Source organism: Microbacterium sp. Clip185 (assembly GCF_028743715.1).
Classification (GTDB): Bacteria; Actinomycetota; Actinomycetes; order Actinomycetales; family Microbacteriaceae; genus Microbacterium.
This window is the reverse complement of sequence record NZ_CP117996.1, coordinates 2332736-2356395: the sequence shown is the minus strand read 5'-3', so window position 1 is coordinate 2356395 and position 23660 is coordinate 2332736. Positions and strand designations below refer to the sequence as shown.

Below are 23660 nucleotides of genomic sequence, written 5' to 3'. Positions count from 1 at the left end.
GTCAGTTCGCCCCCGAGAATTCCTTGCGGCGGCTGACGATCCAGCGCGCGATGGCGTTGACCACGAAGGTCACGATGAAGAGGATGAGGCCGGTCGCGATCAGCACGTTGATGTTCGTGCCGTAGGCCTCGGGGAAGGTCAGCGCGATGTTCGCGGCGATCGTCGAGGGGTTCTGAGAGGTGAACAGCTGCCAGGTGACGGCGCCCGTGGTCGAGAGCACCATGGCGACGGCCATGGTCTCGCCGAGAGCGCGGCCGAGGCCGAGCATGGCGCCCGACACGATGCCGGAGCGACCGAAGGGCAGCACGGCCATCCGGATCATCTCCCAGCGGGTCGCGCCGAGGGCGAGAGCGGCTTCCTCGTGCAGCTTGGGCGTCTGCAGGAACACCTCGCGGCAGATCGCCGTGATGATCGGGACCACCATGACGGCGAGCACGATGCCGGCCGTGAAGATCGTGCGGCCCGTAGCCGACACGTCGCCGGAGAAGAGCGGGAACCACCCGGCGTTGTCGCTGAGCCATGAGTAGACCGGCTGCACCGCGGGCGCGAGCACGAGGATGCCCCAGAGGCCGAACACGACGGAGGGGACCGCGGCCAGCAGGTCGACGATGTAGCCGAGACCTTGCGCGAGGCGGCGCGGTGCGTAGTGGGTGATGAAGAGGGCGACGCCCAGCGACAGCGGAACGGCCATCAGCAGGGCGAGGAAGGCGGCCCAGACCGTGCCGAACAGCAGCGGCGCGACGTAGGCCCAGAAGTTGGAGGAGAGGAGGGAAGCCTGGGAGGCGTCCGCCCCGAGAGCGGGGATCGACTGGATGATGAGGAAGATCGCCACGGCGGCGAGCGTCACCAGGATCATGCTGCCGGCGGCCAGAGCGGAGCCGGAGAACCAGATGTCTCCGGGTCGCCGTTTGGCAGCGGGGCGGGTGGGTCCCGCGGCGGTGGCTGTCATCTATCGCTTTCTCGTCGTGTTCGGGTCAGGACGGGCCAGAGCGGCCCCGGGAGAACCCGGGGCCGCTCTGTGCGTGTCAGGAGATGGCGTCGATGGCCTTCTGAGCGCGCTCGCGCAGCGTGTCGGAGATGGGGGCGCTGCCGGCGTTCTTGGCAGCGGCCTCCTGGCCCTCTTCGCTGATCGCCGTCGTGAAGAAGCCCTGGACGAGCTTCGCCGCAGCGGCGTCGGTGTACTTCTCGCAACCGATCAGGTAGCTGATGAGAACGACGGGGTAGGCGCCGGCCTCGGTCGTGGTGCGGTCGATCGTGATGGCGAGGTCGTTGTCGCCGCGGCCGTCCTCGAACGGAGATGCGTCGACGGCCGTCGCGGCACCCTCAGCGGAGTGCTTGACGAAGTCGTCGCCCACCTTGACGGCGACCGACGAGATGTCCGCGGCCTGCGACGAGTCGGCGTAGCCGATCGTGCCGTTGCCGCCCTTGACCGCGTTGACGACGCCCGAGGTGCCCTGGGCAGCCTCACCGCCGGCGATCGGCCACTCCTCGACGGAGCCGTACGTCCAGCCTGCGGCGTCGGTCTTGGAGAGGTAGTCGGTGAAGTTGCCGGTCGTGCCCGACTTGTCCGAGCGATGCACGGGCGTGATCGCCAGGTCGGGCAGCTTCGCGTCCTTGTTGGTCGCGGCGATGGCCGGGTCGTTCCAGTTGGTGATCGTGCCGGCGAAGATGCCCGCGATCGTGGCGGGGTCGAGGTTGAGCTCCTTGACGCCCTCGACGTTGAAGATGATCGCGATCGGCGACACGTAGGCCGGGATCTCGACGAGGCCCGAGTCGGGGGCGCAGGCGCTGAACGGCCCGGCGGTGATCTCGTCCTTCTTGAACGCGCGGTCGGAGCCGGCGAACTGCACGGCGCCCGACTGGAACGACTCGCGGCCGGTGCCCGAACCCTGCGGGTCGTAGTTGACGGTGAGGTCGGCGTTGGCCGTCTGCAGCAGCTGCGTCCAGGACTGGATGGCGACCTGCTGCGACGTGGCGCCGGAACCGTTCAGGGTGCCGGAGAGACCGGTGGGCAGCGTCGACTCGGCGCCGGCGGAGCTCTCGGTGCCGGCGGGTGCCTCGTTCGCGGCACAGCCGGCGAGCGCGAGTGCCGCGATCGCGGCGATGGCGCCCACCTGGGCGATACGGGTGATCTTCACTGTGAAATCCTTCACGTGTCAGGGTTACGGGCCCGGTGCAGGGCTCGCCGAAGACGCTAAGCAGGTGCGTTTACCAGCGTCCGCTGTGCGGGTGAACGGAAGGTGAACGGAGCGAGGCGGATGCGCTCTCACGAGCGCGCGGCGACACCATCCGTTCACCCGCGGTCCCTACTTTCGGCGCATGCTCTCCGAATCTCAGGTCGTCCTGGACCGGTCCGCCGCGGCGCCGTCGCCCCGCACCCTGGTGGACATCCTGCGCGAAAGTGCACGGCGCCACCCCGAGGCATCGGCGATCGACGACGGCTCGGGAGCCCTCAGCTACGCGGAGCTTCTTGCGCACGTCAGCCGCACCGCCGCCCGCCTGCTCGCCGCGGGCGTCCGCCGCGGCGACCGGGTGGGTGTACGCATGCCCTCGGGATCGAAGGATCTGTACGTCGCGATCCTCGGGGTGCTGGTCGCGGGAGCAGCGTACGTGCCGGTCGACGCGGACGATCCCGACGAACGAGCGCGGCTCGTTTTCGGGGAGGCGCGGGTCGCCGGTGTGATCGGTGCCGGAGGTGTGTACGTGCCTGCGGGCGGGTCGGCGCCGGCGACCGAACTCCACGGCGGGGATGCCCCGCATCCGTCGACGCGCGCCTTCGACGCGGTTCCTGAGGTGACGGTCGAGGATGATGCCTGGATCATCTTCACCTCCGGCTCGACAGGTGTGCCGAAGGGGGTGGCGGTGAGCCACCGGTCAGCCGCGGCGTTCGTGGATGCCGAGGCGCGCATGTTCCTCCAGGATGCACCCCTCGGACCGGGCGATCGGGTGCTGGCGGGCCTCTCGGTCGCCTTCGACGCATCCTGTGAAGAGATGTGGCTGGCGTGGCGGCACGGCGCCTGCCTCGTGCCGGCGCCTCGCTCGCTCGTGCGCTCGGGGGAGGATCTCGCGCCGTGGTTGATCCGTCAGGGCATCACCGTGGTTTCGACGGTGCCGACACTCGCGGGGATGTGGCCCGCGGAGGCGATCGAGAACGTCCGGCTGCTCATCTTCGGCGGCGAGGCGTGCCCGCCCGAACTCGCCGCGCGCCTGCAGTCCGAGGGCCGCGAGGTGTGGAACACGTATGGCCCGACCGAGGCGACCGTGGTGGCGTGCGGCTCTCTCATGGACGGATCGGCCCCCGTGCGGATCGGCCTGCCTCTGGACGGGTGGGTGCTCGCGGTGGTGGATGCTGACGGCGCCCGCGTGGCCGAGGGCGAGGTCGGGGAGCTCATCATCGGTGGTGTCGGCCTGGCCCGCTATCTCGATCCGCTGAAGGATGCGGAGAAGTACGCGCCGATGCCCTCGCTGGGGTGGGAGCGTGCGTACCGCTCCGGTGACCTGGTCCGCTTCGAGAGTGCGGGCCTCGTCTTCCAGGGGCGTGCCGACGACCAGGTGAAGGTCGGCGGACGGCGGATCGAGCTGGGCGAGGTCGAGTCCGCGCTGCAGGAGCTTCCCGGCGTGCATGCCGCGGCCGCCGCGGTGCGGCAGAGCGAGGCGGCTGTCTCGGTCCTGGTGGGCTACCTCGTTCTGGAGCCGGGGGTCGAGCTCGACCGCGCCGAGGCGAGGGCGCGGCTGGCGGAGAGCCTTCCGGCGGCGATCGTGCCGCTTCTCGCCGTCGTCGACGAGTTACCCGTGCGCACATCGGGCAAGGTCGACCGGGCCGGGTTGCCGTGGCCCCTGCCGGGCGTCGAGACGCCGCCGTCGGGGCTCGATCCCGCGGAGGCTTGGCTGGCCGAGCAATGGCAGGCAGTGCTGGGTGTTCCGGTGCCGGGGCCGAAGGCGGACTTCTTCGACCTCGGGGGTGGTTCGCTGGCCGCGGCCCAGCTGGTCTCCCGCATCCGTGCGCGCGTGCCGGAGTTCGCCGTTGCCGATATCTACGACATGCCGCGCCTGTCGACCATGGCCAAGGCCCTCGGACCCTTCCTCCCCGACGCGGTGAGCGGCGACTACCGGCGTCCCGAGCCGACGCCGCGGGCGACGCAGTGGCTGCAGACGCTGGCGGGAGCGCCGTTGTTCATCCTCTCCGGCGTGCGGTGGCTGCTCTACATCCTCACCGCAGGCACGGTCCTCAGCCTCTTCCCCGGCTTCGGTGCCCTTCCGACGGCGCCGGCCTGGCTGCTCGTCGTCGGGTGGCTTCTGTTCGCGACGCCGTTCGGGCGAATGGCGCTCGCCGCCGCATCCGCCCGCATCCTGCTCGCGGGTCTGCGCCCGGGAGACTATCCGCGAGGGGGAGCGGTGCATCTGCGCGTGTGGCTGGCGGAGCAGATCGCGGAGCAAGTGGATGCGGTCGGCCTCGCCGGTGCGCCCTGGATCACCTACTACGCGCGGGCGCTGGGGGCCCGGATCGGTCGTGACGTCGATCTGCACACGCTGCCTCCCGTCACCGGGATGCTGGAGGTGGGCGACGGAGCGTCGATCGAGCCGGAGGTGGACCTGCGCGGCTACTGGATCGACGGCGACCTGTTGCGCGTCGGTGCCATCCGCATCGGCGCCGCGGCCACCGTCGGCGCACGCAGTACCCTCGCCCCCGGCACGCGCATCGGCCAGCGCGCCGAGATCGCTCCCGGCTCTGCCGTGTTCGGGCGGGTTCGTGCGGCGCAGACCTGGGCGGGCTCTCCCGCGGTCCGTGTCGGTGCGGTCGCGGAAGACTGGCCCGCAGAGCGGCCGCCGACTCCGCACCGCTGGATGTGGGCGTACGGCGCATCGGCACTGGCACTCGCCGTGCTCCCGGTGTTCGCCATCCTCTGCGGTGCGGTCGTCCTGGCCGTCGGTGTGCGGGGCGCCTCGTCGTTGTCCGCCGCCTTCGGTGCGGCAATGGTCTGGCTCGTGCCCGCTGTGCTCGTGTGCGGTCTCGTGCTCGCCGGCGTCGTCGTGGTCGCGGTGCGCCTGCTCTCGATCGGACTCGTCGAGGGCACGTACCCCGTGCGCAGCCGGGTGGCGTGGCAGGCGTGGACGATCGAGCGCCTTCTGGACGCATCGCGCACCATCCTCTTCCCGCTGTACTCGAGCCTGTTCACACCCGTCTGGCTCCGGATGCTGGGCGCCCGCGTCGGGCGCGACGTCGAGGCGTCGACGGTGCTTCTGCTGCCGTCGCTGACCCGGATCGAGGACGGCGCGTTCCTGGCCGACGACACGATGGTGGCCTCCTACGAACTGCACGCCGGGTGGATGCGGTTGGGCGCGGTCCGCATCGGCAAGCGCGCCTTCCTCGGCAACTCCGGGATGGCGGCGCCGGGCCACCGCGTGCCGCGCGACGGGCTGGTGGCCGTGCTCTCCTCAGCGCCGCGCAAGGCGAAGCCCGGATCCTCGTGGCTGGGCTCACCCGCCGTGCGGCTACGCCGCGCCGTCACCGAAGCCGATGAGTCGCGCACCTACCGCCCGACGCCGGGATTGCGCCTCGCGCGAGCGCTGTGGGAGCTCTGCCGGTTCGTCCCCGTGGTCGTGACCTGCGCGATCGGGCTGTCGGTGCTGTTCGCGCTCGCCGCACTCACGAGCTGGCTCGGCTGGCTGGGGGCGCTCCTGCTGTCGGGGGTCGTTCTGTTGGCGGCGGGCGCCGTGGCGGCAGCGGTCACGGTCGTCGCCAAGTGGACGATCGTCGGCCCCATCCGCGCTGGTGAACAGCCGCTGTGGTCGAGCTTCGTCTGGCGCACGGAGGTCGTCGACACGTTCACCGAGATGGTCGCGGCGATGTGGTTCGCACGTGGGGCCGTCGGCACACCCGCCCTGGCGGTGTGGTTGCGGGCGATGGGGGCGCGCATCGGCACGGGAGTGTGGTGCGATTCGTACTGGCTCCCGGAACCCGATCTGGTCACCCTCGGCGATGGAGCGACGGTCAACCGAGGGTGCGTCGTGCAGACCCACCTGTTCCATGATCGAATCATGAGCATGGACACCGTAGAGCTCGCCCCCGGCGCGACGCTGGGTCCGCACAGCGTGATCCTGCCTGCTGCCGTCATCGGCGCCGATGCGACTGTCGGGCCCGCGTCCCTCGTGATGCGCGGCGAGACGGTGCCCGTCGGCACCCGCTGGAGCGGCAACCCCATCGGCCCGTGGCGCGCGGTGAAGGTGCGTCCCTACCAGTCCACCTCGTGAGCGGCGACGCCTACGCTCCACGCAGTGGTGATGTCTCGTACGACGTCGCCTCCTACCGCCTCGACCTCGATTACCGTGTGCGCACCAACCGTCTGAGCGGTACCGCGACGATCGAGGCGACCGCATCGATCGACCTGCGCGGCGTGAGCCTGGACCTCATCGGGATGCGGGCCACCAGGGTCCGCGTCGACGGCGTGAGCCCGGCCGTGCAGCGCCAGAGCGCGCAGCACCTGCAGATCGGGTTCGGTCGCGACGTCGCGGCAGGGGAGACGTTCACGATCGAGGTGCGTTACGAGGGATCGCCCGCGCCGAGACGCTCGCCGTGGGGCGCCATCGGCTGGGAGGAGCTGACCGACGGGGCGCTCGTGGCGAACCAGCCGACGGGGGCTGCGACCTGGTTCCCCTGCAACGACCGCCCCGACAATCGTGCCCGGATGCGGATGAGGATCGCCACCGATCGGGAGTACACGGCCGTCGCGGTGGGCACCCGCATCCTCGATCAGACGCAGGGACGCCGTCGGGTCGTGGAGTACGTCTGCGATGTGCCCACCGCGACGTATCTGGCGGCGGTGCACGTCGGCCGTTACGGGCGCACCGAGATCGACGCTCCCGTACCGGTGGAGCTCTGGGCGCCCGCCGCCCTGACGGCTCCGGCCGCTGCCGCATTCGCCGATCTCCCGCGGATGATCGCGGCGTTCGGCGAGCGGTTCGGCCCATACCCGCAGAGCGGGTACCGCGTCGTGGTGACCGCTGACGATCTTGAGATCCCGCTCGAGTCGCAGGGAATGGCGGTGTTCGGCGCGAACCATCTGGATGCGGCGAGCGAGCGACTCGTGGCGCACGAGCTCGCTCACCAGTGGTTCGGAAACAGCGTCGGTATCGCCCGATGGCAGGACATCTGGCTCAACGAAGGCTTCGCCTGCTACGCCGAGTGGCTGTGGTCTGAGGCATCGGGCGGACCGGACGCGGACGGGTGCGCCCGCGCTCACCTGCGGCAGTTGACTGCCGAGCCACAGGATCTGGTGATCGCCGACCCCGGCGCGGCCCGGCTCTTCGACGATCGGGTCTACAAGCGCGGCGCTCTCGCTCTGCATGCCCTGCGGCTGCACCTGGGTGATGAGGCGTTCTTCGAGCTGCTGCGCTCCTGGACCGCGGCCCACCGGCATGCTCTGGTGGTCACCGACGACTTCCGTCGCCTGCTGGACGACGAGTCCGCGTCGCTGCTCAGCTCGTGGATCGATCGGGCGCCGCTGCCGCGGCTCGCGCCACGCTGATCACGTACCCGGTGGGGGCGTCGACATCCCAGCCGTGCACGAGGCGACCGGCGACGTCCGTCTGCCAGTCTTCTCCTTCGACGACCGCCGGCAGATGGGCGCCGTCACGCAGATCCGCCCCGACCGCCTTGGTCGCCGCCTCGAACCTCGTCCAGTCGCGCAGCGTCGAGCCGGGAGCCAACCGCTCGATTCGCGCCGATGCGGATGCGGATCCTTCCTCGACGTCGACACCGATGTCGCCGTCGTCGGCGAGTGCCGCCACCACGAGGTCGCCGGCATAGGCGAGGGAGACGGATCCGCCCTCCTCGAGGCGGGGGCGTCCATGGTCGCCGCCGCACCTGCTGCACGGCCCGTGCCGGAGCGTGCACCCCGTGGCGGCACGCACCAGACGCGCGGCCTCCGCTCGACGGTCGGCGTGTTCTCGTGTCGTCCACACCACGCGGACGGTGCGTGGCACGTGTCAGACCTTCGGCAGGTGCGTCTCGATCGCGGCGATTCCGGAACCGGGGTTCGTGCGCGACAGGTGCACCACCGAGAACCCTCCGACCTCGAGCGCGGAGGCGCTGCCGAGATAAGAGCCCCGCAGCGTGCCCGTCGCGAGGGCCAGCTCGTGCAGGATGTCGGGCAGAACGGGACCGTGGCTGCACACCACGGCGGGCTTTCGTGAGCGCACCCGCTTGCCGACGACCGTGCGTGCGTCGGAGCGGCCCTCCTCCCACGCGTCCTGGCTGATCAGCTCACTCGTCTTGACGGAGCGTCCGAGGGCGGCGGCCAGCGGTGCCACGGTCTCGGTGCAGCGAACCGCATCCGATGAGACGATTCGGCGGATGCCGAACGAGGTGAGCGGTCCGACGATCGCCTCGGCCTGCTTGCGTCCGCGGGCGGTGAGAGGGCGCGACGCATCCGAGTTCGACCACTCATCCCGCGGGGTGGCCTTCGCGTGGCGCAGCACGACGATCGGGAACGTCTCGAGCACGCCGTCCTCGACGAAGCGGAGGAAGTTCTCCACGATCTCCACGTCGACCGGGTAGCTGAGGTAGGTGAGCGCCTTCTTCGGGCTCACCCACTCGATGGCCGCGATCTCCTTGTTCGGCACGAACGCGGATGCGCGGATCGCGGCGTCGGTGGCCTCCGCCGACCAGTAGTGCACGATCTTCTCGCGCCGACTGGGCAGCGTGTAGCGGGAGACGCCGACCGGGAGCCCGAGCGAGACGGCGATGCCGGTCTCCTCGAAGATCTCGCGCACGGCCGTCTCCACCAGCGCCTCGCCCGGGTCGACCTTTCCCTTCGGAAGGGTGACGTCGCGGTACCGGGTGCGATGGATGAGGAGGATCTTCAGCTTGTCCTCGACCCGGCGCCAGACGATTCCGCCCGCGGCATAGACGGCGGTGTGCGTCATCGCACCGCCCTCGAGCGCCGACGACGCTGCACCTGGAACATCGTCTTGTCCTGCAGGTCGACGAGCGCCTTGTCCTCTGCGTCGGTCGAATGCCGCGTCCAGGTGCCGTCGCCCGCGAGCCACCAGGAACTCGTTCTCTCGCTCATCGCGAGGGAGAACAGCTCGCTCAGCTCGGCGATCTGCGCGGGCGCCGTGATGCGCACGAGCGCCTCGACGCGACGATCGAGGTTGCGGTGCATCATGTCGGCCGAGCCGATGTAGGTCTCCGGGTCGCCGTCGTTGTCGAACGCGAAGATCCGCGAGTGCTCGAGATAGCGGCCGAGGATGGAGCGCACCGTGATGTTCTCGCTCAGTCCTTCGACGCCGGGGCGGATGCTGCAGATGCCGCGCACCCAGATCTCCACGGGCACCCCGGCGCGACTGGCGCGATAGAGCGCGTCGATGATCTGTTCGTCGACCATCGAGTTGACCTTGATGCGGATGCCCGAGCTCTTGCCGTCGAGGGCGTGCTTGCGCTCGCGCTCGATGAGGCGGACGAGACCCTTGCGCAGGTGCAGCGGAGCGACGAGCAGACGCTTGAACTTCTTCTCGATCGCGTACCCGCTCAACTCGTTGAACAGGCGGGTGAGGTCGCGGCCGACCTCGTCACTCGCGGTGAACAGGCCGAAGTCCTCGTAGATCCGGCTGGTCTTCGGGTTGTAGTTGCCGGTGCCGACGTGGCAGTAGCTGCGCAGCACGCCGTTCTCCTCGCGGATGACGAGGGCGAGTTTGCAGTGCGTCTTCAGCCCGACGAGACCGTAGACGACGTGCACGCCGGCCTTCTCGAGCTTGCGGGCCCAAACGATGTTGTTCGCCTCGTCGAAGCGCGCCTTGACCTCGACGAGCGCCAGCACCTGCTTGCCGGCCTCGGCGGCGTCGATCAGCGCCTGCACGATGGGGCTGTCGCCCGAGGTGCGGTACAGCGTCTGCTTGATCGCCAGCACGTGCGGGTCTTTCGCCGCCTGCTCGAGGAAGGCCTGCACGCTGGTGGCGAAGGACTCGTACGGGTGGTGCACGAGAACGTCGCCCTTGCGGATGGCGGCGAAGATGTCGGCGCGCTCGTTGTTGTCACCGGGCTGGAACGCCACCGCGGTCGTGGGGACGTGCGGCGGGTAATGCAGATCGGGGCGGTCGATGCGCGACAGATCGAAGAGCCCTCGCAGATCCAGCGGTCCGGGCAGGCGGTAGACCTCCTGCTCGGTGATGTCGAGCTCCTTGATCAGCAGATCGAGGGTGAGCTCGTCCATGTCGTCGGTGATCTCGAGGCGGATCGGCGGCCCGAAGCGTCGGCGCATGAGCTCCGCCTCGAGCGCTTGGATGAGGTTCTCGGTCTCGTCCTCTTCGATGACCATGTCTTCGTTGCGGGTGAGGCGGAAGGCGTGGTGGTCGAGGATCTCCATGCCCGGGAACAGGTCGGAGAGGTGGTTGGCGATGAGGTCTTCGAGAGCGAGGTAGCGCACGCGCTCGCCGTCGCGCGAGACCTCGACGAACCGGGGCAGCATGGGCGGCACCTTCAGGCGCGCGAACTCCTGGCGGCCGGTCTTCGCATTGCGGATGCGGATGGCGAGGTTCAGCGAGAGGCCCGAGATGTAGGGGAAGGGGTGCGCAGGATCCACCGCGAGAGGCATGAGCACCGGGAACACCTGCGACTGGAAGTAGTCCGACAGGCGCGTGCGGTCGTCGCCGTCGAGGTCGTCCCAACCGATCACCGCGATGCCGGACTCCGCGAGGGCGGGGCGCACGAGCTGCTGCCATGCCTCGGCGTGACGCAGCTGGAGGGCGTGGGCGTCGCGCGAGATGTCGGCGAGGACGTCTTGCGCTGCGCGGCCGATGTTGGTCGGCACGGCCAGACCCGTGATGATGCGGCGCTTGAGCCCCGCGACGCGCACCATGAAGAACTCGTCGAGGTTGCTGCCGAAGATGGCGAGGAAGTTCGCGCGCTCCAGCGTCGGGACCGTCGGGTCCTCCGCGAGCTCCAGGACGCGCTGGTTGAATGCCAGCCAGCTCAGTTCGCGATCGAGATAGCGCGCCTCGGGCAGTTCTGTGTCACCGCCGTCGGTGACGTCGAAGTCGTCGTCGTCGGCATCGCCCAGGCCCGCATCGAGCATCACGTCGGAGATCATTCCCACATCCTTGCAGCCAGAGGTGACACGAGTGTGAACTCCGCGGGGGGTCAGGATCCGGCGCGCTCCCCGGCAGCCGGGATCTGATCCTCTTCGTACACGTTGAAGCGGTAGCCGACGTTGCGCACCGTGCCGATGAGCTGCTCGAGATCGCCGAGCTTGGCGCGCAGGCGCCGTACGTGCACGTCGACCGTGCGCGTGCCGCCGAAGTAGTCGTAGCCCCAGACCTCGCTGAGCAGCTGCTCGCGGGTGAACACCCGCGACGGATGCGTCGCGAAGAAGTGCAGCAGCTGGAACTCCTTGTAGGTCAGATCCAGCGGCTTGCCGTGCACCTTGGCGGAGTAGGAGGACTCGTCGATCGTGATGCCGGAGGTCTGGATGCGGGTCGAGACCTGCTCCTTCGACAAACGCCCGACGGCGAGCCGGATGCGGGCATCGACCTCGGCGGGCCCGGCTCCGACCAGGATCACGTCGTCGACGCCCCAGTCGGTGGACACGGCGGTCAGCCCGCCCTCGGTGACGATCAGCACGAGCGGCGCGTCGAGTCCCGTCGTCGTCAGGATCTTGCACAGCGACTTGGCGCCCACCAGATCGTGGCGGGCATCGACGAAGACGACATCCGCGTTGGGGGCGTTGACCAGCTGTGCGGGCTCTGCGGGGATCTGGCGGACACGGTGGCTCAACAGCTCCAGCGCCGGGAGCGCGGGCGCGCCACCGGCGGAACTCAGAACGAGAAGCTGTGCCAAAGTCACCCTCCGGGCGGGGTCCGCGTCGTGCCTCATCTTATGCGCAGCCGCGAGGCACGCAGATCTCACCGGGACGAACGGCGTGCAGCGCGCGCTCCCATGCGTGAGAATGATCGTATGACGACACCGGAACTGGCGCCACGTCGGCCCTTCGGCGGCATCGTGGCCGTCTGGGTGTTCGCGGCCGTCGCAGGCATCGCCGTCGCGCTGTTCGTCCCGTCGCCGTGGCACGCGACATGGATGACGCTGGCGCTCGCCGCATCCGTCATCCTCGCCTTCGCCATCCAGCTCGCGTACGGGCGGGTGCAGCGCTTCATCCAGCGCGTGGCGCTCAGCAGTCTCGGCGCCCTGCTCGTGCTCGGAGTGATCAGCGTGGCCGTCGCGCTCTCCTCGCTCATCGCCAGCACGCGCTGAGCCCATCGTCCTCGCGGACGGGCTACCATGGGGCGCATGGACCTGGTCGCGCTCGAAATGTTCTTCGTGGGCCTGCTCGTGCTCGCCTCCCTCGCCATCGCGTTCGTCTCGGGCGCCGTGGTCTGGAACCTCTACCGCGGCCAGCGCTGACGGAGCGGGCGATGATCGAGCTGCCCACCGATCTGCCCGCCGACCTCGCACCCCTCTCCTGGCTCCTCGGAGTCTGGGAGGGCACAGGCGTGATCGATTACGAGGCCGACGGCCACCACTTCTCGGGTGAGTTCACGCACCGGGTGAGCTTCAGCCACGACGGCGGAGATGCCGTCAACTACTCCGCGACCGCCTGGCTCGGCGAGGGCGAGTCACGGCGTCTTCTCGTCTCCGAGGTCGGTTTCTGGCGTGTCGTGCGACCGCAGGGACCCGGCGATCCCGGGCCCGGACTGCTGCCGGCCGTCACGGATGCGCCGGCGCGCACCGCTGACGACGTCGAAGCCCTGCGCACCGCCGAGGGCGGCTTCGAGATCGCCGCGAACATCGTGCACGCCGACGGCGTGAGTGAGCTCTACCTCGGTCAGATCCGCGGCCCGCGCATCGACATCGCCACCGATGCGGTGATCGCCGCGCCCGGAACGAAGGCCTACGCGGCGGCCACCCGGCTGTACGGCCTGGTCGACGGGCATCTGCTCTGGGCGTGGGACATCGCCGCCCTCGGATCCGAGCTCGGTTCGCACGCATCCGCGCGCCTCGCGAAGGTGGACTGATGATCGCCTCGCCCGCCGGCGCGATCACCGACGGCGATGTGCTGCTGCACGTCGGCGATCCGATGCGCGAACAGCGTGCGCTGGTGCGCGGCACGGCCATCGCGCCGCGGGCGGGTCGTGCGGTCGTCGCGGTCACGGGTGTCGACCGCCTGAGCTGGCTCGACTCGATCACCACCCAGGCGCTCGCGCAGCTGGCGCCCGGGGTGTCGACCGAGCTCCTGGTGCTCGATCCGCAGGGGCGGGTCGAGCACGCGGCATCGGTGCTGGACGACGGCGAGACGACATGGCTGATCGCGGATGCGGGTGACGCGCCGGCCCTCGCCACCTGGCTTAACCGCATGCGGTTCCGGCTGCGGGTCGAGGTCCGCGACGCCTCCACCGAGCTTGCGGTCGTGGGCGCGACCGACGCCGGGCTCGCCCTCATCCGTCCCGTGACCGTCGGGGAGACACCGCTCGTCTGGCGCGACCCGTGGCCCGCCGTCGCCGTCGGCGGCGCCGCGTACGGGCCGATCGAGGAGCACCCGGGCACCCAGCGCAGCTGGAATGAGGCGCTCGTGGACGCGGCCGAGGCAGCGCGACTGGCGCAGCTGGCCGCATCCGGCGACATCGGTTTCGCCGGCGAGCTCGCCGTCGAGGCGCTGCGCGTCGCCGCGTGGCGCCCTCGCTTCGCGGACGAGGTCGACGAACGCACGATCCCGCATGAACTCGACTGGCTCCGCACCGCCGTGCACCTCGACAAGGGCTGCTACCGCGGACAGGAGACGGTCGCCAAGGTGCACAACCTCGGCCACCCGCCGCGTCGTCTGGTCAGCCTGCACCTCGACGGCAGCGCCGAATCCCTGCCCGCACGCGGCGATGCGGTCACCGTCGGCGACACGGAGATCGGCCGCATCACCTCTGCCGCCCGCCACTTCGAGGACGGCCCGATCGCGCTGGCTGTCATCAAGCGCACGGCCGACACCGACACCGACGTCGTCGTGCGCACTGCAGACGGTGAGGTCGCCGCATCCGTCACCACCGTCGTACCGCCGGATGCGGGTGCCAGCGCTGGCGTACCGCGCTTGCCCCGACTCTCGCGCCGGCGGTGACCGTGCCCCCGGGCGGCGTCGACACCACGAGCGTGTCGACGCGGCTGCGAGAGCGCTTCGATCCGAGGCCCGCCCTGCACCGGGCCGTCACCGACCTGCCCGCCATCGCCCAGCTGACGGCGGCGGCGATGGGCGCCTACGTCTTCTCGTTGTTCGTGCTCGGGCACTCCGCTCCTGTGCTCGCCGGAACCGTTGCGGTGTCGAGTCTGGGCCTGGTGCGCGACGCCCGGCCGCGGCGCGTGGCCGAGACGGTGGCCGGGATGCTGCTCGGCATCGTCATCTCCGAGATCCTGCTGCGCCTGGTGGGCCCTGGGTGGTGGCAGCTCGGCATCACGCTCGCCGTCGTCGTGTTCGTCGCCAGGGCGCTCTCCCCTCAGCCCGGCTTCGCCATCGCTGCCGCGATCCAGGGGCTCATCGTCCTGCTCTTTCCGATGGCGCCGACGGAGGCGTCGTGGAGCCGGCTGGCGGACGGCGCGGTCGGCGGCGTCGCGGCGCTCCTGGTGACAGCCCTCGTGCCCCGCAACCCTCGCGCGGAGGTGCTGCGCGAAGCGCGGGCGCTCTTCGGGGCGATCGATGACGCGATCGCGACCCTCATCCGTGCGCTCGAGGAGGGAGACCGCGCGCGGGCGGAGCGCGCTCTCGAGAAGGCCCGGGCGCTCGATCCGCTCGTGCGCGCGTGGCAGGAATCGCTCGACTCTGCCGTCGCGGTCGCGCGCATCTCGCCGTTCCTGCGCAGACGCCGCGCCGAGCTCGACCGATACAGACGTGTCATGACGGCCACCGACCTCGCGGTGCGCAACCTCCGCGTCGTAGCCCGTCGATCCGGCTATCTCCTCGACGACGGCGCGCCCCGCCCCATCCCCGCCGACCTGCTGCGCTCGCTGGCGCGGGCCCTCGCCCTCGTGGGGGAGTCGCTCGACGACATCGCGCAGCAGATCCCCGCACGCGAGGCAGCCCGCTCCATCGCGCGCCACCTGGATCCGGCACAGCTCGCGCCGGGCGCCTCGGCGGGCGAGCACAGCGTCATCTCCGCCTTGCGGCCGTTCGCGGTCGATCTGCTCGTGGCGACCGGCCTCGGCGAAGATGAGGCGCGAGCCGCCATGCCCCGCATCTGAGACGCCGTCTCTCAGCGGGGCGCCACCCGCTCCCACGGCACCGTCAGCTCGCCCAGACGCCACCGCGCACGCTGCCGCAGCGGCCACCCGCCCGCCACGAGCGCAGTGAGCGCCGCCTGCCACCGCTGCGCGGGGGAGAACGTCGCCAGGGGAGCCGCGCGCGTCCACTCCGCATCCAGCGCGCGCAGCAGCTCGTGCACGCCCTCACCCGGCACATTGCGGTGGATCAGCGCCTTCGGCAGACGCTCCGCCGCGATCGAGGGAAGCTCCAGGCCGGTCAGCCGCAGCGAGATCGTCAGCGTGCGCGGGAGGGCGTCGGGCCCGATCTCGACCCACGTGCTGATGCGCCCGAGCTCATCGCACGTCCCCTCGACGAGGATCCCGCCCGCATCCAAGCGCGACGTCATGCGCTCCCACGCCGCCGGAACCTCGTCCTCGTCGTACTGGCGGAGCACATTGAACGCTCGGATGATGCGCGGCCGCTCCGGCACCGGGACCTCGAAACCGCCGCGGTCGAACCCCACCCGCGCGTCGGGGCGGAAGATCGTGGCTCCCTCGCGCACGCTTTCCAGCTGCGCACGCGCCCGAGCCACGCGTGCGGGATCGATCTCCAGCCCGCACACGCGCACATCCGGTCGGATGCGGTGCAGCCTCGCCTCGAGCTCCAGAGCGGTGACCCCGCTCGCCCCGAAGCCCAGATCGACGACGAGCGGTTCCGCCTCCGCGGTGCGCAGCGACCGGTGGCGGGCGATCCACCGGTCCACGCGGCGGAGGCGGTTGGTCCCCGTCGTGCCTCGGGTGATGCGACCCGATGGCGTAGGACTCATGGCCCCATGATGCCAGCGTTGCGGTCGATATCATGGGCTCATGACCACCCCTCACACCCTGATCCTGCTGCGCCACGGCCAAAGCCAGTGGAACGAGCTCAACCTCTTCACCGGATGGGTCGACGTACGCCTGACCGACCAGGGCAAGGCTGAGGCCGCCCGCGGCGGCGAGCTGCTCGCCGAGGCGGGCCTGCTGCCCGACGTCGTCCACACCTCGCTTCTGAGCCGGGCGATCCAGACCGCGAACCTCGCGCTCGACGCCGCCGACCGTCTGTGGATCCCCGTCAAGCGCACCTGGCGTCTCAACGAACGCCACTACGGTGCGCTGCAGGGCAAGGACAAGGCCGAGACCCTCGCCGAGTTCGGCCAGGAGCAGTTCATGCTGTGGCGTCGTTCCTTCGACGTTCCGCCGCCGCCGCTCGATGACGCATCCGAGTTCAGCCAGGTCAACGACCCGCGCTACGCCGGGATCGACGGCGAGGTGCCGCGCACCGAGTCGCTCAAGCTCGTGATCGATCGACTTCTGCCCTACTGGAGTGAGTCCATCGTCCCCGACCTGACGGCCGGCAAGACCGTGCTCGTCGCCGCCCACGGCAACTCGCTGCGCGGGCTCGTGAAGCACCTCGAGGGCATCAGCGACGACGACATCGCGGAGCTCAACATCCCCACCGGAATCCCGCTGGTGTACCGCCTCGACGAGAACCTGCAGGCGCTGGGCAAGGGCGAGTACCTCGACCCGGAAGCTGCCGCAGCGGGCGCTGCCGCCGTCGCGAACCAGGGCAAGTAAGCCGGTACGAGAAGGGCCCGGATGCGCGTCGCATCCGGGCCCTTCTCGTGTGTCTGCGAGGTCAGATCTGAGGCTCGACCTCGGACTGCGGCGCCCAGTCACCGGTCGCGAGGTAGACGATCTTCTTCGCGACGGAGACGGCGTGGTCACCGAAGCGCTCGTGGTAGCGGCTGGCCAGGGTCGCGTCGACGGTCGCCGCCGCCTCGCCCTGCCAGGACTCGCTGAGGACCTTCTCGAAGACGCTGACATGCAACTCGTCGAGCTTGTCGTCCTCGTTGCGCAGCTGCTCGGCGAGGTCCAGGTCGCGCGTGCGCAGCAACTCGGTGAGCTTGCGCGCCACGTCGACGTCGATCTCGCCCATCTTCGTGAAAGTGCCCTTGAGGCCCTTGGGGATGGCGCGGTCGGGGAAGCGCATGCGCGTCAGCTGCGCGATGTGCTCGGCGATGTCGCCCATGCGCTCGAGCGATGCGCTGATGCGCAGGGCCGAGACGACCGTGCGCAGGTCGCTTGCGACGGGCTGCTGCCGGGCGAGGATGTCGATCGCCAGTTCGTCGAGCTCGATGGCCTTGTCGTCGATCACGGAGTCGTTGTCGATGACCTCTTCGGCGAGCGCGACGTCGCTCGTACCGAACGCCCTCGTCGCCTTCTCGATGGCCTCGGTGACGAGCTCGGAGATCTCGACGAGCCGGACACGGACCTCGTCGAGGGACTGCTGGAAAACCTCGCGCATGAAACAGGCACCTTCCTGGGGTGATCGTGGGCGGCACGGGACGGGCCCGGGCGATTCTCGCCGTCGAAGGTTAACGAACGGTGCCGCGGGAGTGAATGTTACCCGCGGTAGGCCTCCCTGGACGGCTCGCGACGGGGTGCGGGTTCAGCATCCATTTACGCTGGAGCCATGAACTCGTCGCAGCTCGCGCTGCTGGCCCTGGTCATGGGCGTCGTCCTCGGGGCGTCGATCACCCTCCTGATCATCGGCGCGATGCGGGCCAGGGCCCGCGTCGAGGCACGCAACTCGACGGCCGTTCCGGAGGGCGTGCCCGACGTCTTGGCCGCGATGGACGACAGTGCACTCGTGGTGGACGGCTCGGGGACGGTGCGGGCCGCATCCGCATCCGCCGAGGCTTTCGGCATCCACGTCGACGAGGTCGTGCCCGACGAGCGCATCCGCGAGCTCGCACGGGCGGTCCGCTCGGGAGGGATCAGCACCGCGAGTCTGACCCTGCGCCGTTCCTCCTCTCCTGCGGAGCCCCGTCTCGTCTCGGCGCGCGCGACGACCATCTCGCCGAAGCTGGTGCTGATCGTCATCCGTGACATCACCGAACGCGAGCGGGTCGAGCAGATGCGCCGGGATTTCGTCGCGAACACCTCGCACGAGCTGAAGACACCCGTGGGGGCGGTGAGCCTGCTCGCGGAGGCGATCGAGTCGGCCGCAGACGACCCCGCGCAGGTGCGTATCTTCGCCGGTCGCCTCAGCGCCGAGGCGCAGCGGCTCGCCTCCCTGACCTCTCGCGTGATGAACCTCTCGCGGCTGCAGTCCGCGGACGAGCTCGCCGAAGTGGGCGACGTGTCGGTGGACTCCGTCGTCACCGCCGCGATCGAGGCCCACGCGCTGGCCGCGGGCTCCTCCGGGGTGACGGTCGTCCGTGGCGGTACGCGCGGCCTCTACGTGCGCGGCGACACACAGATCCTCACCGAGGCGCTCGGCAACCTGGTCGCCAACGCGATCGCGTACTCGCCCAGCGGCTCGAGCGTCGGCATCGGGGTGAAGCAGGTGCACAACTCGGTGGAGATCGCGGTCACCGACCGGGGCATCGGCATCTCCGAGGCCGATCAGCAGCGGGTGTTCGAGCGCTTCTTCCGCTCGGATCAAGCACGCTCTCGCCGCACCGGCGGCACGGGGCTCGGGCTGTCGATCGTGAAGCACGCCGTCCAGCGCCACGGCGGTGAGGTGCGCGTCTGGTCGCGCGTCGGCCGCGGCTCGACCTTCACCATCCAGCTTCCGATCGCGACGCCTCCGGACGACCTCGAGGCATCCACCCCGCGCGGCCGTCGTCGTCCCAAGAAGACCAAGAAGACCCCCGCCGCGTCCACGGCCGCGGCGCCGAATCCGAACGGAGTCACCGAATGACCCGCGTCCTGATCGTCGAGGACGAGCCCGACCTCGCCGACCCGCTCGCCTACCTGCTTCGCAGGGAGGGGTTCGAGGTCGAGATCGCCGAAGACGGCGCCGTCGCGCTTTCCGCGTTCCGCGAGCGCGGCGCCGACATCGTGCTGCTCGACCTGATGCTGCCCGGCATGCCCGGCACCGAGGTGTGCCGGCAGATCCGCACCGTCTCGTCCGTGCCGATCATCATGCTGACTGCCAAGGACAGCGAGGTCGACATCGTCGTGGGGCTGGAGCTCGGCGCCGACGACTATGTCACCAAGCCCTACTCGGCCCGCGAGCTTCTCGCTCGGATGCGGGCGGTTCTGCGCCGTTTCGCCCAGGTGGAGGCCGACCTCGATGAGCGTGTGCTGCAGGGTGGCCGGGTGACGCTCGACATCGACCGCCACACCGTGACGGTGGGAGGTGAGGAGATCAACATGCCGCTCAAGGAGTTCGAGCTCCTCGAGGTCCTGATGCGCAACGCTGGTCGGGTGCTGACCCGCGGGCAGCTGATCGACCGTGTGTGGGGCACCGACTACTTCGGCGACACGAAGACCCTGGACGTGCACATCAAACGCATCCGGTCGCGCATCGAGGAGAACCCGAGCGATCCGGTCATGCTGGTCACCGTCCGAGGACTCGGATACCGGTTCGAGGCCTGAGTGCACGGGAAAGGGCGGGCACCCGGAGGTGTCCCGCCCTTTCCCGTGCGCTGCGTTCAGGGAGCGAGCGGCGTCAGGTAGTCCAGGTCGCCGTTGAGGACGGGGATCTCCACGCGAGCGCCCTCGCCGTCGCCGGACTGGAAGAAGATGGGCACGGTCGAGCCGGGGCGGGCGTCGAGGTTCTCGATCAACAGCGGATCGGTGTCCTCGGTGCCGAGGCTCACGGTGTCGCCGGCAGGGACTCGCACGGTCAGCTTCACGGCGTTCTCGCCGACCTCGAGGTTCAGCACCTGCGAGGAGTCGCTCTCGTTCACGATCGCGGCGACGAAGTTGCCCTCGGTGCCTTCGTCGTTGGCGACGACGAGGGCGTTGCGCACGGCGAGCGGCCCGCTCGAAGCCGGCACGTTGAGCCCGTCGGCGGGGGAGTACTGAATCGTGGTGCTCTGCGGCGAGAGCATGGCGCAGCCGCTCGTTCCCAGTGCGACAGCAGCCGCCACGACGACGGACGCGATCAGGCGCGTTTTCACGGTTCCTCCCGGTTGCAGACGGCTTCTCCAGCATTCTACGGGGTACCGCCGGCCTCTCCTGTGCCGCGGCGCTCGCTCGGTCGGCCGGGCGCCGGGAGCACGCTCGACGAGCGAACGGCGCACGTCGAGACGCGCCGGAGCGCGGCGTGCCCCCAACGACGCCACACTTCTCCGCATCCGCGCCAGTGAATGTCAGGCGCCGTTGCGTAAAGGTGTGGCATCTGCGCACATGCGACGCAACTCGGGCGGTGAGGGGGACTGGGCGTCGAGGGGAATGGGCGCGCGCGGGGGCGCTCGCGGCGGCGCGGGCGCGGGGATGAGGGGCGTGGGGCGAGGGCGCGAACCCTAGCGCATTCGGCCCTGTGGTATCCTGGTCGTTGCCGAAAGGACATAACTCCATGCTTTTTGAGGTTGGCGAAACGGTCGTCTATCCGCACCACGGTGCCGCGACCATCATCGAGGTCAAGGAACGCGTCATCAAGGGCGAGACCAAGAAGTACTTGAAGCTCAACGTCACCCAAGGCGATCTGGTCATCGAGGTTCCGGCCGACAATGTCGACCTCGTGGGTGTGCGCGACGTGATCGGCAAGGACGGTCTCGAGCGTGTCTTCGAGGTGCTGCGTGCCCCCTTCACCGAGGAGCCGACCAACTGGTCGCGCCGCTACAAGGCGAACCTCGAGAAGCTCGCTTCGGGCGATGTGATCAAGGTCAGCGAGGTCGTGCGCGACCTGTGGCGCCGCGATCAGGACCGCGGTCTTTCCGCGGGTGAGAAGCGCATGCTCGCCAAGGCCAAGCAGATCCTCGTCTCCGAGCTCGCGCTCGCTGAGAAGACGGACGAGGAGAAGGCCAGCGTGCTGCTCGAAGAGGTTCTCGCGAGCTGACGAAGGGCGCTTTCGTGCCTCAGCCCGTGCCGCGTATCGCGGTCGTGGTCGTCGCCGGCGGGTCAGGTACCCGGCTCGGTGAGGACGTCCCCAAGGCTTTCGTCGGGATCGACGAACACACGATGCTGCGTCATGCCCTCGACGGCGTGTTCCGCAGTGCGCTCGACGCTCAGGTGGTCGTCGTCGCCCCCGCGGACCGCACCGGCGAGGCGCTGACGGAGGCACTCGCCGCAGCGGGCGATGCGCGTGAGCGTGTGAGCGTCGTCGCCGGTGGGGACACTCGTCAGAAGTCGGTCGCCGCGGGGCTCGCAGCGCTCTGGGGCGATATCGAGATCGTGCTCGTGCACGATGCCGCCCGTGCGCTGACATCTCCCGAGGTCTTTATCCGGATCGTGGACGCCGTCGAACGCACCGGATGGGGTGCCGTCCCGGTTCTTCCCGTGGTCGATACGATCAAGCGGGTCGACGGCGACGAGATCATCGGCGTGGTCGATCGTTCCGAGCTGGGTGCGGCGCAGACCCCGCAAGGATTCCGGCGGGACGTCCTGAGCGCGGCGTACGCCGTGGCCGACACCGAGTTCACCGACGACGCGGCGCTCGTCGCGGCGGCGGGGCACCGCATCGCGGCGGTCGCAGGCGATGCTCTCGGCTTCAAGATCACTCATCCCGCCGACCTCGAACGCGCACGATTGCTCCTGGCCCCCGTCGCCGAGCACCCGGTGCGACTCCAGCAACCGGCGCCTGCGCCGCGGGTGGGTGTGGGCACCGACGTGCACGCGTTCGGCGCAGACGGGGAGCTGTGGCTCGCGGGACTGCGGTGGCCGGATGAGCCCGCCCTGTCCGGCCACTCGGACGGGGATGCGGTCGCTCACGCCGTCGTCGACGCCGTGCTGGCGGCGGCGGGTCTCGGCGACATCGGCACGCATTTCGGCGTCGACCGCCCCGAGTACGCGAACGCGCACGCCGATGCGTTCCTCGCTCGCACCCGTGCCCTGGTGGGCGAAGCGGGCTGGGTGATCGGCAACGTCTCGGTGCAGGTTCAGACCACCCGCCCGAGATTCGCCGCGCGGCGCCGCGAGGCGGAGGCCGTGCTGAGCGAAGCCCTGGACGCGCCCGTGTCCGTCTCGGCCACGACGACCGACGGCCTCGGCTTCGAGGGACGCGGCGAAGGCGTCTTCGCGGTCGCGGTCGCCATGCTGCTTCCCGCGCAGTGACCGGTCAGACCGCCCGCGTGAAGTAGAGCGACAGCGGATCGTCGCGGTAGTCGGCGAACGGCCCGCAGCGCACGAAGCCCTCACTCTCGTAGAGGCGTACCGCGGGCACGAACTCCGGCGTGCTGCCGGTCTCGAGCCACACGCTCGTCAGGCCCATCGCTGCCGCTTCGCCGAGGATGTGGCGAAGGATGCCGCGCCCGAAGCCCGTCCCGCGGAAGGCGTCGGCGACGCGCATGGACTTCAGCTCGCCGCGGTCGTCGCCCCATCGCTTGAGAGCGCCGATGCCCGCCAGCTCACCCCCGGACCACGCTGACCAGAAGGTGACCTCGGGTGCGCTCAGCCCCGCTGCGTCGAGCGCGTGCACGCTTTCGGCGGGGGTGCCCGCATGCATCGCGACCAGGTGCGCGGAGACGAGCTCGTGCGGCGCGCCGCGGGTCGGATCGTCGATGCGGAACTCGAGCATGGTCATCCTTCGAGAGGGAACGGTTCGGGATCCCGCCGGCGGGAGCCCCACGCCAGCACCACGAGTCCGACGGTGAGCACAGCGATGCCGACGATGGAGGCGGTGTCCAGATGCTCCCCGAGCACGACGAGCCCCAGCAGGGTGGCGGTGATGGGCTCGGCGAGGGTCAGCGTCGCCGCGGTGGCCGCGGTGAGGCGCTGCAGTCCCCAGGTGAACAGCGTGTAGGCGATCGCGATCGTCGCGAGTCCCAGCCAGAGCGCGACGGCGATGCCGCTGGGCTCGGCGAGCCAGGTGAACGAGGCGAACGGGAGCATGAACAGGGCGCTCACGGCGGAACCTGCACCCATGGCCCCGGCGACGGTGAATGGATCCCACCCGCTCGACATCAGCCGACGCTGGGCGTTGGCGAAGACGGCGAACGCGGCCCCCGCGCCCACTGATCCGATCACGCCGAGGGGGTCCGCCGAACCGGAGCCACCGCCGGCGAAGGCCAACAGTGCGACCCCGGTCGTCGCGAGCGCCGTCGCCACGAGCCACGTGGGTCGGGGAAGGCGACGGGTGATCGCCCATTCGATGAGCCCCGCCATGACCGGAGCCGAGCCGAGCGCGATGACGGTGCCGACGGCGACACCGCCGCGGGCCGTTCCCAGGAAGAAGAGCGGTTGGTAGGCCGCGAGGCAGATGCCTGTCAGAGCCATGAGGATCAGAGCGCGCGCGGTCAGCGGGGGAGGCGCGGCTGCCGTCGCGCGTCGGTTCCGACGGGCGAGGGCGAAACCGATCACCGCCAGAGCCGTGCCGCCCAGGAGAAGACGCACGGCACCCACTCCGAGAGGGGTCGTGCCGTCGGGGCCCAGGGCCTGCGAGGTGCCCGTCGTCCCGAACAGCACCGCCGCGGCGAGGACGGCGAACACGGGCAGCATCCGTCCTTTCTACCGCGGT

Annotated in this window: 22 protein-coding genes; 11 read left to right on the top strand and 11 right to left on the bottom strand. The window is 70.1% G+C overall.

The annotated features are described in order from the left end of the window. Position 1: 1 nt before the first annotated feature. Both pstC and pstS read right to left on the bottom strand, forming a co-directional pair. On the bottom strand, positions 2-949 hold the full coding sequence (gene pstC, locus PQV94_RS11475; protein WP_274285953.1) for a phosphate ABC transporter permease subunit PstC: 948 nt from the start codon (positions 947-949) through the stop codon (positions 2-4). A gap of 76 nt (positions 950-1025) precedes the next feature. Beyond that, positions 1026-2138 (bottom strand): phosphate ABC transporter substrate-binding protein PstS, encoded by a 1113-nt coding sequence (gene pstS / locus PQV94_RS11470; RefSeq protein ID WP_274285952.1) that lies wholly within the window; start codon positions 2136-2138, stop codon positions 1026-1028. Positions 2139-2319: 181 nt separating this feature from the next. On the opposite strand from pstS, the gene PQV94_RS11465 reads away from it, so the two are divergent. Then, a complete protein-coding gene (locus PQV94_RS11465) occupies positions 2320-6252 on the top strand; it encodes a Pls/PosA family non-ribosomal peptide synthetase (protein WP_274285951.1) in 3933 nt (1310 codons plus the stop codon). Further along, positions 6249-7526 (top strand): M1 family metallopeptidase, encoded by a 1278-nt coding sequence (locus tag PQV94_RS11460; protein WP_274285950.1) that lies wholly within the window; start codon positions 6249-6251, stop codon positions 7524-7526. Before PQV94_RS11465 ends, PQV94_RS11460 begins: the two co-directional genes overlap by 4 nt. On the opposite strand, the gene PQV94_RS11455 is transcribed toward PQV94_RS11460, so the two are convergent. The 4 genes from PQV94_RS11455 to PQV94_RS11440 are packed head-to-tail and all read right to left on the bottom strand — an operon-like array spanning position 7477 to position 11833. Then, positions 7477-7983 (bottom strand): hypothetical protein, encoded by a 507-nt coding sequence (locus tag PQV94_RS11455; protein WP_274285949.1) that lies wholly within the window; start codon positions 7981-7983, stop codon positions 7477-7479. The two genes, PQV94_RS11460 and PQV94_RS11455, sit on opposite strands and share 50 nt — an antisense overlap. A 3-nt stretch (positions 7984-7986) precedes the next feature. Then, positions 7987-8925: an NUDIX hydrolase gene (locus PQV94_RS11450; RefSeq protein ID WP_274285948.1), complete on the bottom strand. Its 939-nt coding sequence runs from the start codon at positions 8923-8925 to the stop codon at positions 7987-7989. Continuing rightward, positions 8922-11087 carry an RNA degradosome polyphosphate kinase gene (locus PQV94_RS11445; protein ID WP_274285947.1) on the bottom strand — a complete coding sequence of 722 codons (2166 nt, stop codon included), beginning with the start codon at positions 11085-11087 and terminating at the stop codon, positions 8922-8924. The genes PQV94_RS11450 and PQV94_RS11445 overlap by 4 nt, the downstream gene beginning before the upstream one ends. 50 nt (positions 11088-11137) lie before the next feature. Further along, positions 11138-11833 carry a response regulator transcription factor gene (locus PQV94_RS11440; protein WP_274285946.1) on the bottom strand — a complete coding sequence of 232 codons (696 nt, stop codon included), beginning with the start codon at positions 11831-11833 and terminating at the stop codon, positions 11138-11140. Between the two features lie 117 nt (positions 11834-11950). Here PQV94_RS11440 and PQV94_RS11435 point away from each other — a divergent pair, with 117 nt between their 5' ends. The 4 genes from PQV94_RS11435 to PQV94_RS11420 all read left to right on the top strand — a co-directional run bounded on the left by PQV94_RS11435 (position 11951) and on the right by PQV94_RS11420 (position 15211). Beyond that, the gene (locus PQV94_RS11435; protein WP_274285945.1) at positions 11951-12247 is read left to right on the top strand and encodes a hypothetical protein; all 297 of its coding nucleotides are present in this window, start codon (positions 11951-11953) and stop codon (positions 12245-12247) included. Positions 12248-12408: 161 nt separating this feature from the next. Continuing rightward, entirely contained in the window at positions 12409-13008 is a 600-nt protein-coding gene (locus tag PQV94_RS11430; protein WP_274285944.1) for an FABP family protein, read from the top strand. Further along, positions 13008-14096, top strand: coding sequence for a CAF17-like 4Fe-4S cluster assembly/insertion protein YgfZ (gene ygfZ, locus PQV94_RS11425; RefSeq protein WP_274285943.1), 1089 nt, complete (start codon positions 13008-13010; stop codon positions 14094-14096). Before PQV94_RS11430 ends, ygfZ begins: the two co-directional genes overlap by 1 nt. After that, complete coding sequence (locus PQV94_RS11420) at positions 14093-15211, top strand: FUSC family protein (protein WP_274285942.1); 1119 nt, start codon at positions 14093-14095, stop codon at positions 15209-15211. The genes ygfZ and PQV94_RS11420 overlap by 4 nt, the downstream gene beginning before the upstream one ends. 11 nt (positions 15212-15222) lie before the next feature. Here the strand turns inward: PQV94_RS11420 and PQV94_RS11415 are convergent, their stop codons facing one another. Beyond that, on the bottom strand, positions 15223-16038 hold the full coding sequence (locus PQV94_RS11415) for a class I SAM-dependent methyltransferase (RefSeq protein WP_274285941.1): 816 nt from the start codon (positions 16036-16038) through the stop codon (positions 15223-15225). A 40-nt stretch (positions 16039-16078) separates the two neighbouring features. On the opposite strand from PQV94_RS11415, the gene PQV94_RS11410 reads away from it, so the two are divergent. After that, on the top strand, positions 16079-16825 hold the full coding sequence (locus PQV94_RS11410; RefSeq protein WP_274285940.1) for a phosphoglyceromutase: 747 nt from the start codon (positions 16079-16081) through the stop codon (positions 16823-16825). 61 nt (positions 16826-16886) lie between these two features. Here the strand turns inward: PQV94_RS11410 and phoU are convergent, their stop codons facing one another. After that, positions 16887-17555: a phosphate signaling complex protein PhoU gene (gene phoU, locus PQV94_RS11405; protein WP_274285939.1), complete on the bottom strand. Its 669-nt coding sequence runs from the start codon at positions 17553-17555 to the stop codon at positions 16887-16889. A gap of 168 nt (positions 17556-17723) precedes the next feature. Between phoU and PQV94_RS11400 the strand changes: the two genes are divergently transcribed. Together PQV94_RS11400 and PQV94_RS11395 are read left to right on the top strand one after the other, a co-directional pair. Further along, positions 17724-18956: a sensor histidine kinase gene (locus PQV94_RS11400; RefSeq protein WP_274285938.1), complete on the top strand. Its 1233-nt coding sequence runs from the start codon at positions 17724-17726 to the stop codon at positions 18954-18956. Beyond that, complete coding sequence (locus PQV94_RS11395) at positions 18953-19636, top strand: response regulator transcription factor (RefSeq protein WP_274285937.1); 684 nt, start codon at positions 18953-18955, stop codon at positions 19634-19636. The genes PQV94_RS11400 and PQV94_RS11395 overlap by 4 nt, the downstream gene beginning before the upstream one ends. Positions 19637-19692: 56 nt before the next feature. Here PQV94_RS11395 and PQV94_RS11390 read toward each other — a convergent pair whose 3' ends face one another. Next, positions 19693-20163, bottom strand: a complete 471-nt coding sequence (locus PQV94_RS11390; RefSeq protein WP_274285936.1) for a DNA modification methylase — start codon at positions 20161-20163, stop codon at positions 19693-19695. Positions 20164-20561: 398 nt separating this feature from the next. On the opposite strand from PQV94_RS11390, the gene PQV94_RS11385 reads away from it, so the two are divergent. Both PQV94_RS11385 and ispD read left to right on the top strand, forming a co-directional pair. Beyond that, complete coding sequence (locus PQV94_RS11385) at positions 20562-21044, top strand: CarD family transcriptional regulator (protein WP_137417676.1); 483 nt, start codon at positions 20562-20564, stop codon at positions 21042-21044. A 14-nt stretch (positions 21045-21058) separates the two neighbouring features. Beyond that, a complete protein-coding gene (ispD, locus tag PQV94_RS11380; protein WP_274285935.1) occupies positions 21059-22258 on the top strand; it encodes a 2-C-methyl-D-erythritol 4-phosphate cytidylyltransferase in 1200 nt (399 codons plus the stop codon). Between the two features lie 4 nt (positions 22259-22262). On the opposite strand, the gene PQV94_RS11375 is transcribed toward ispD, so the two are convergent. Together PQV94_RS11375 and PQV94_RS11370 are read right to left on the bottom strand one after the other, a co-directional pair. Then, positions 22263-22721: a GNAT family N-acetyltransferase gene (locus PQV94_RS11375; RefSeq protein ID WP_274285934.1), complete on the bottom strand. Its 459-nt coding sequence runs from the start codon at positions 22719-22721 to the stop codon at positions 22263-22265. A gap of 2 nt (positions 22722-22723) precedes the next feature. Next, complete coding sequence (locus PQV94_RS11370) at positions 22724-23641, bottom strand: DMT family transporter (RefSeq protein WP_274285933.1); 918 nt, start codon at positions 23639-23641, stop codon at positions 22724-22726. Positions 23642-23660: the final 19 nt, after the last annotated feature.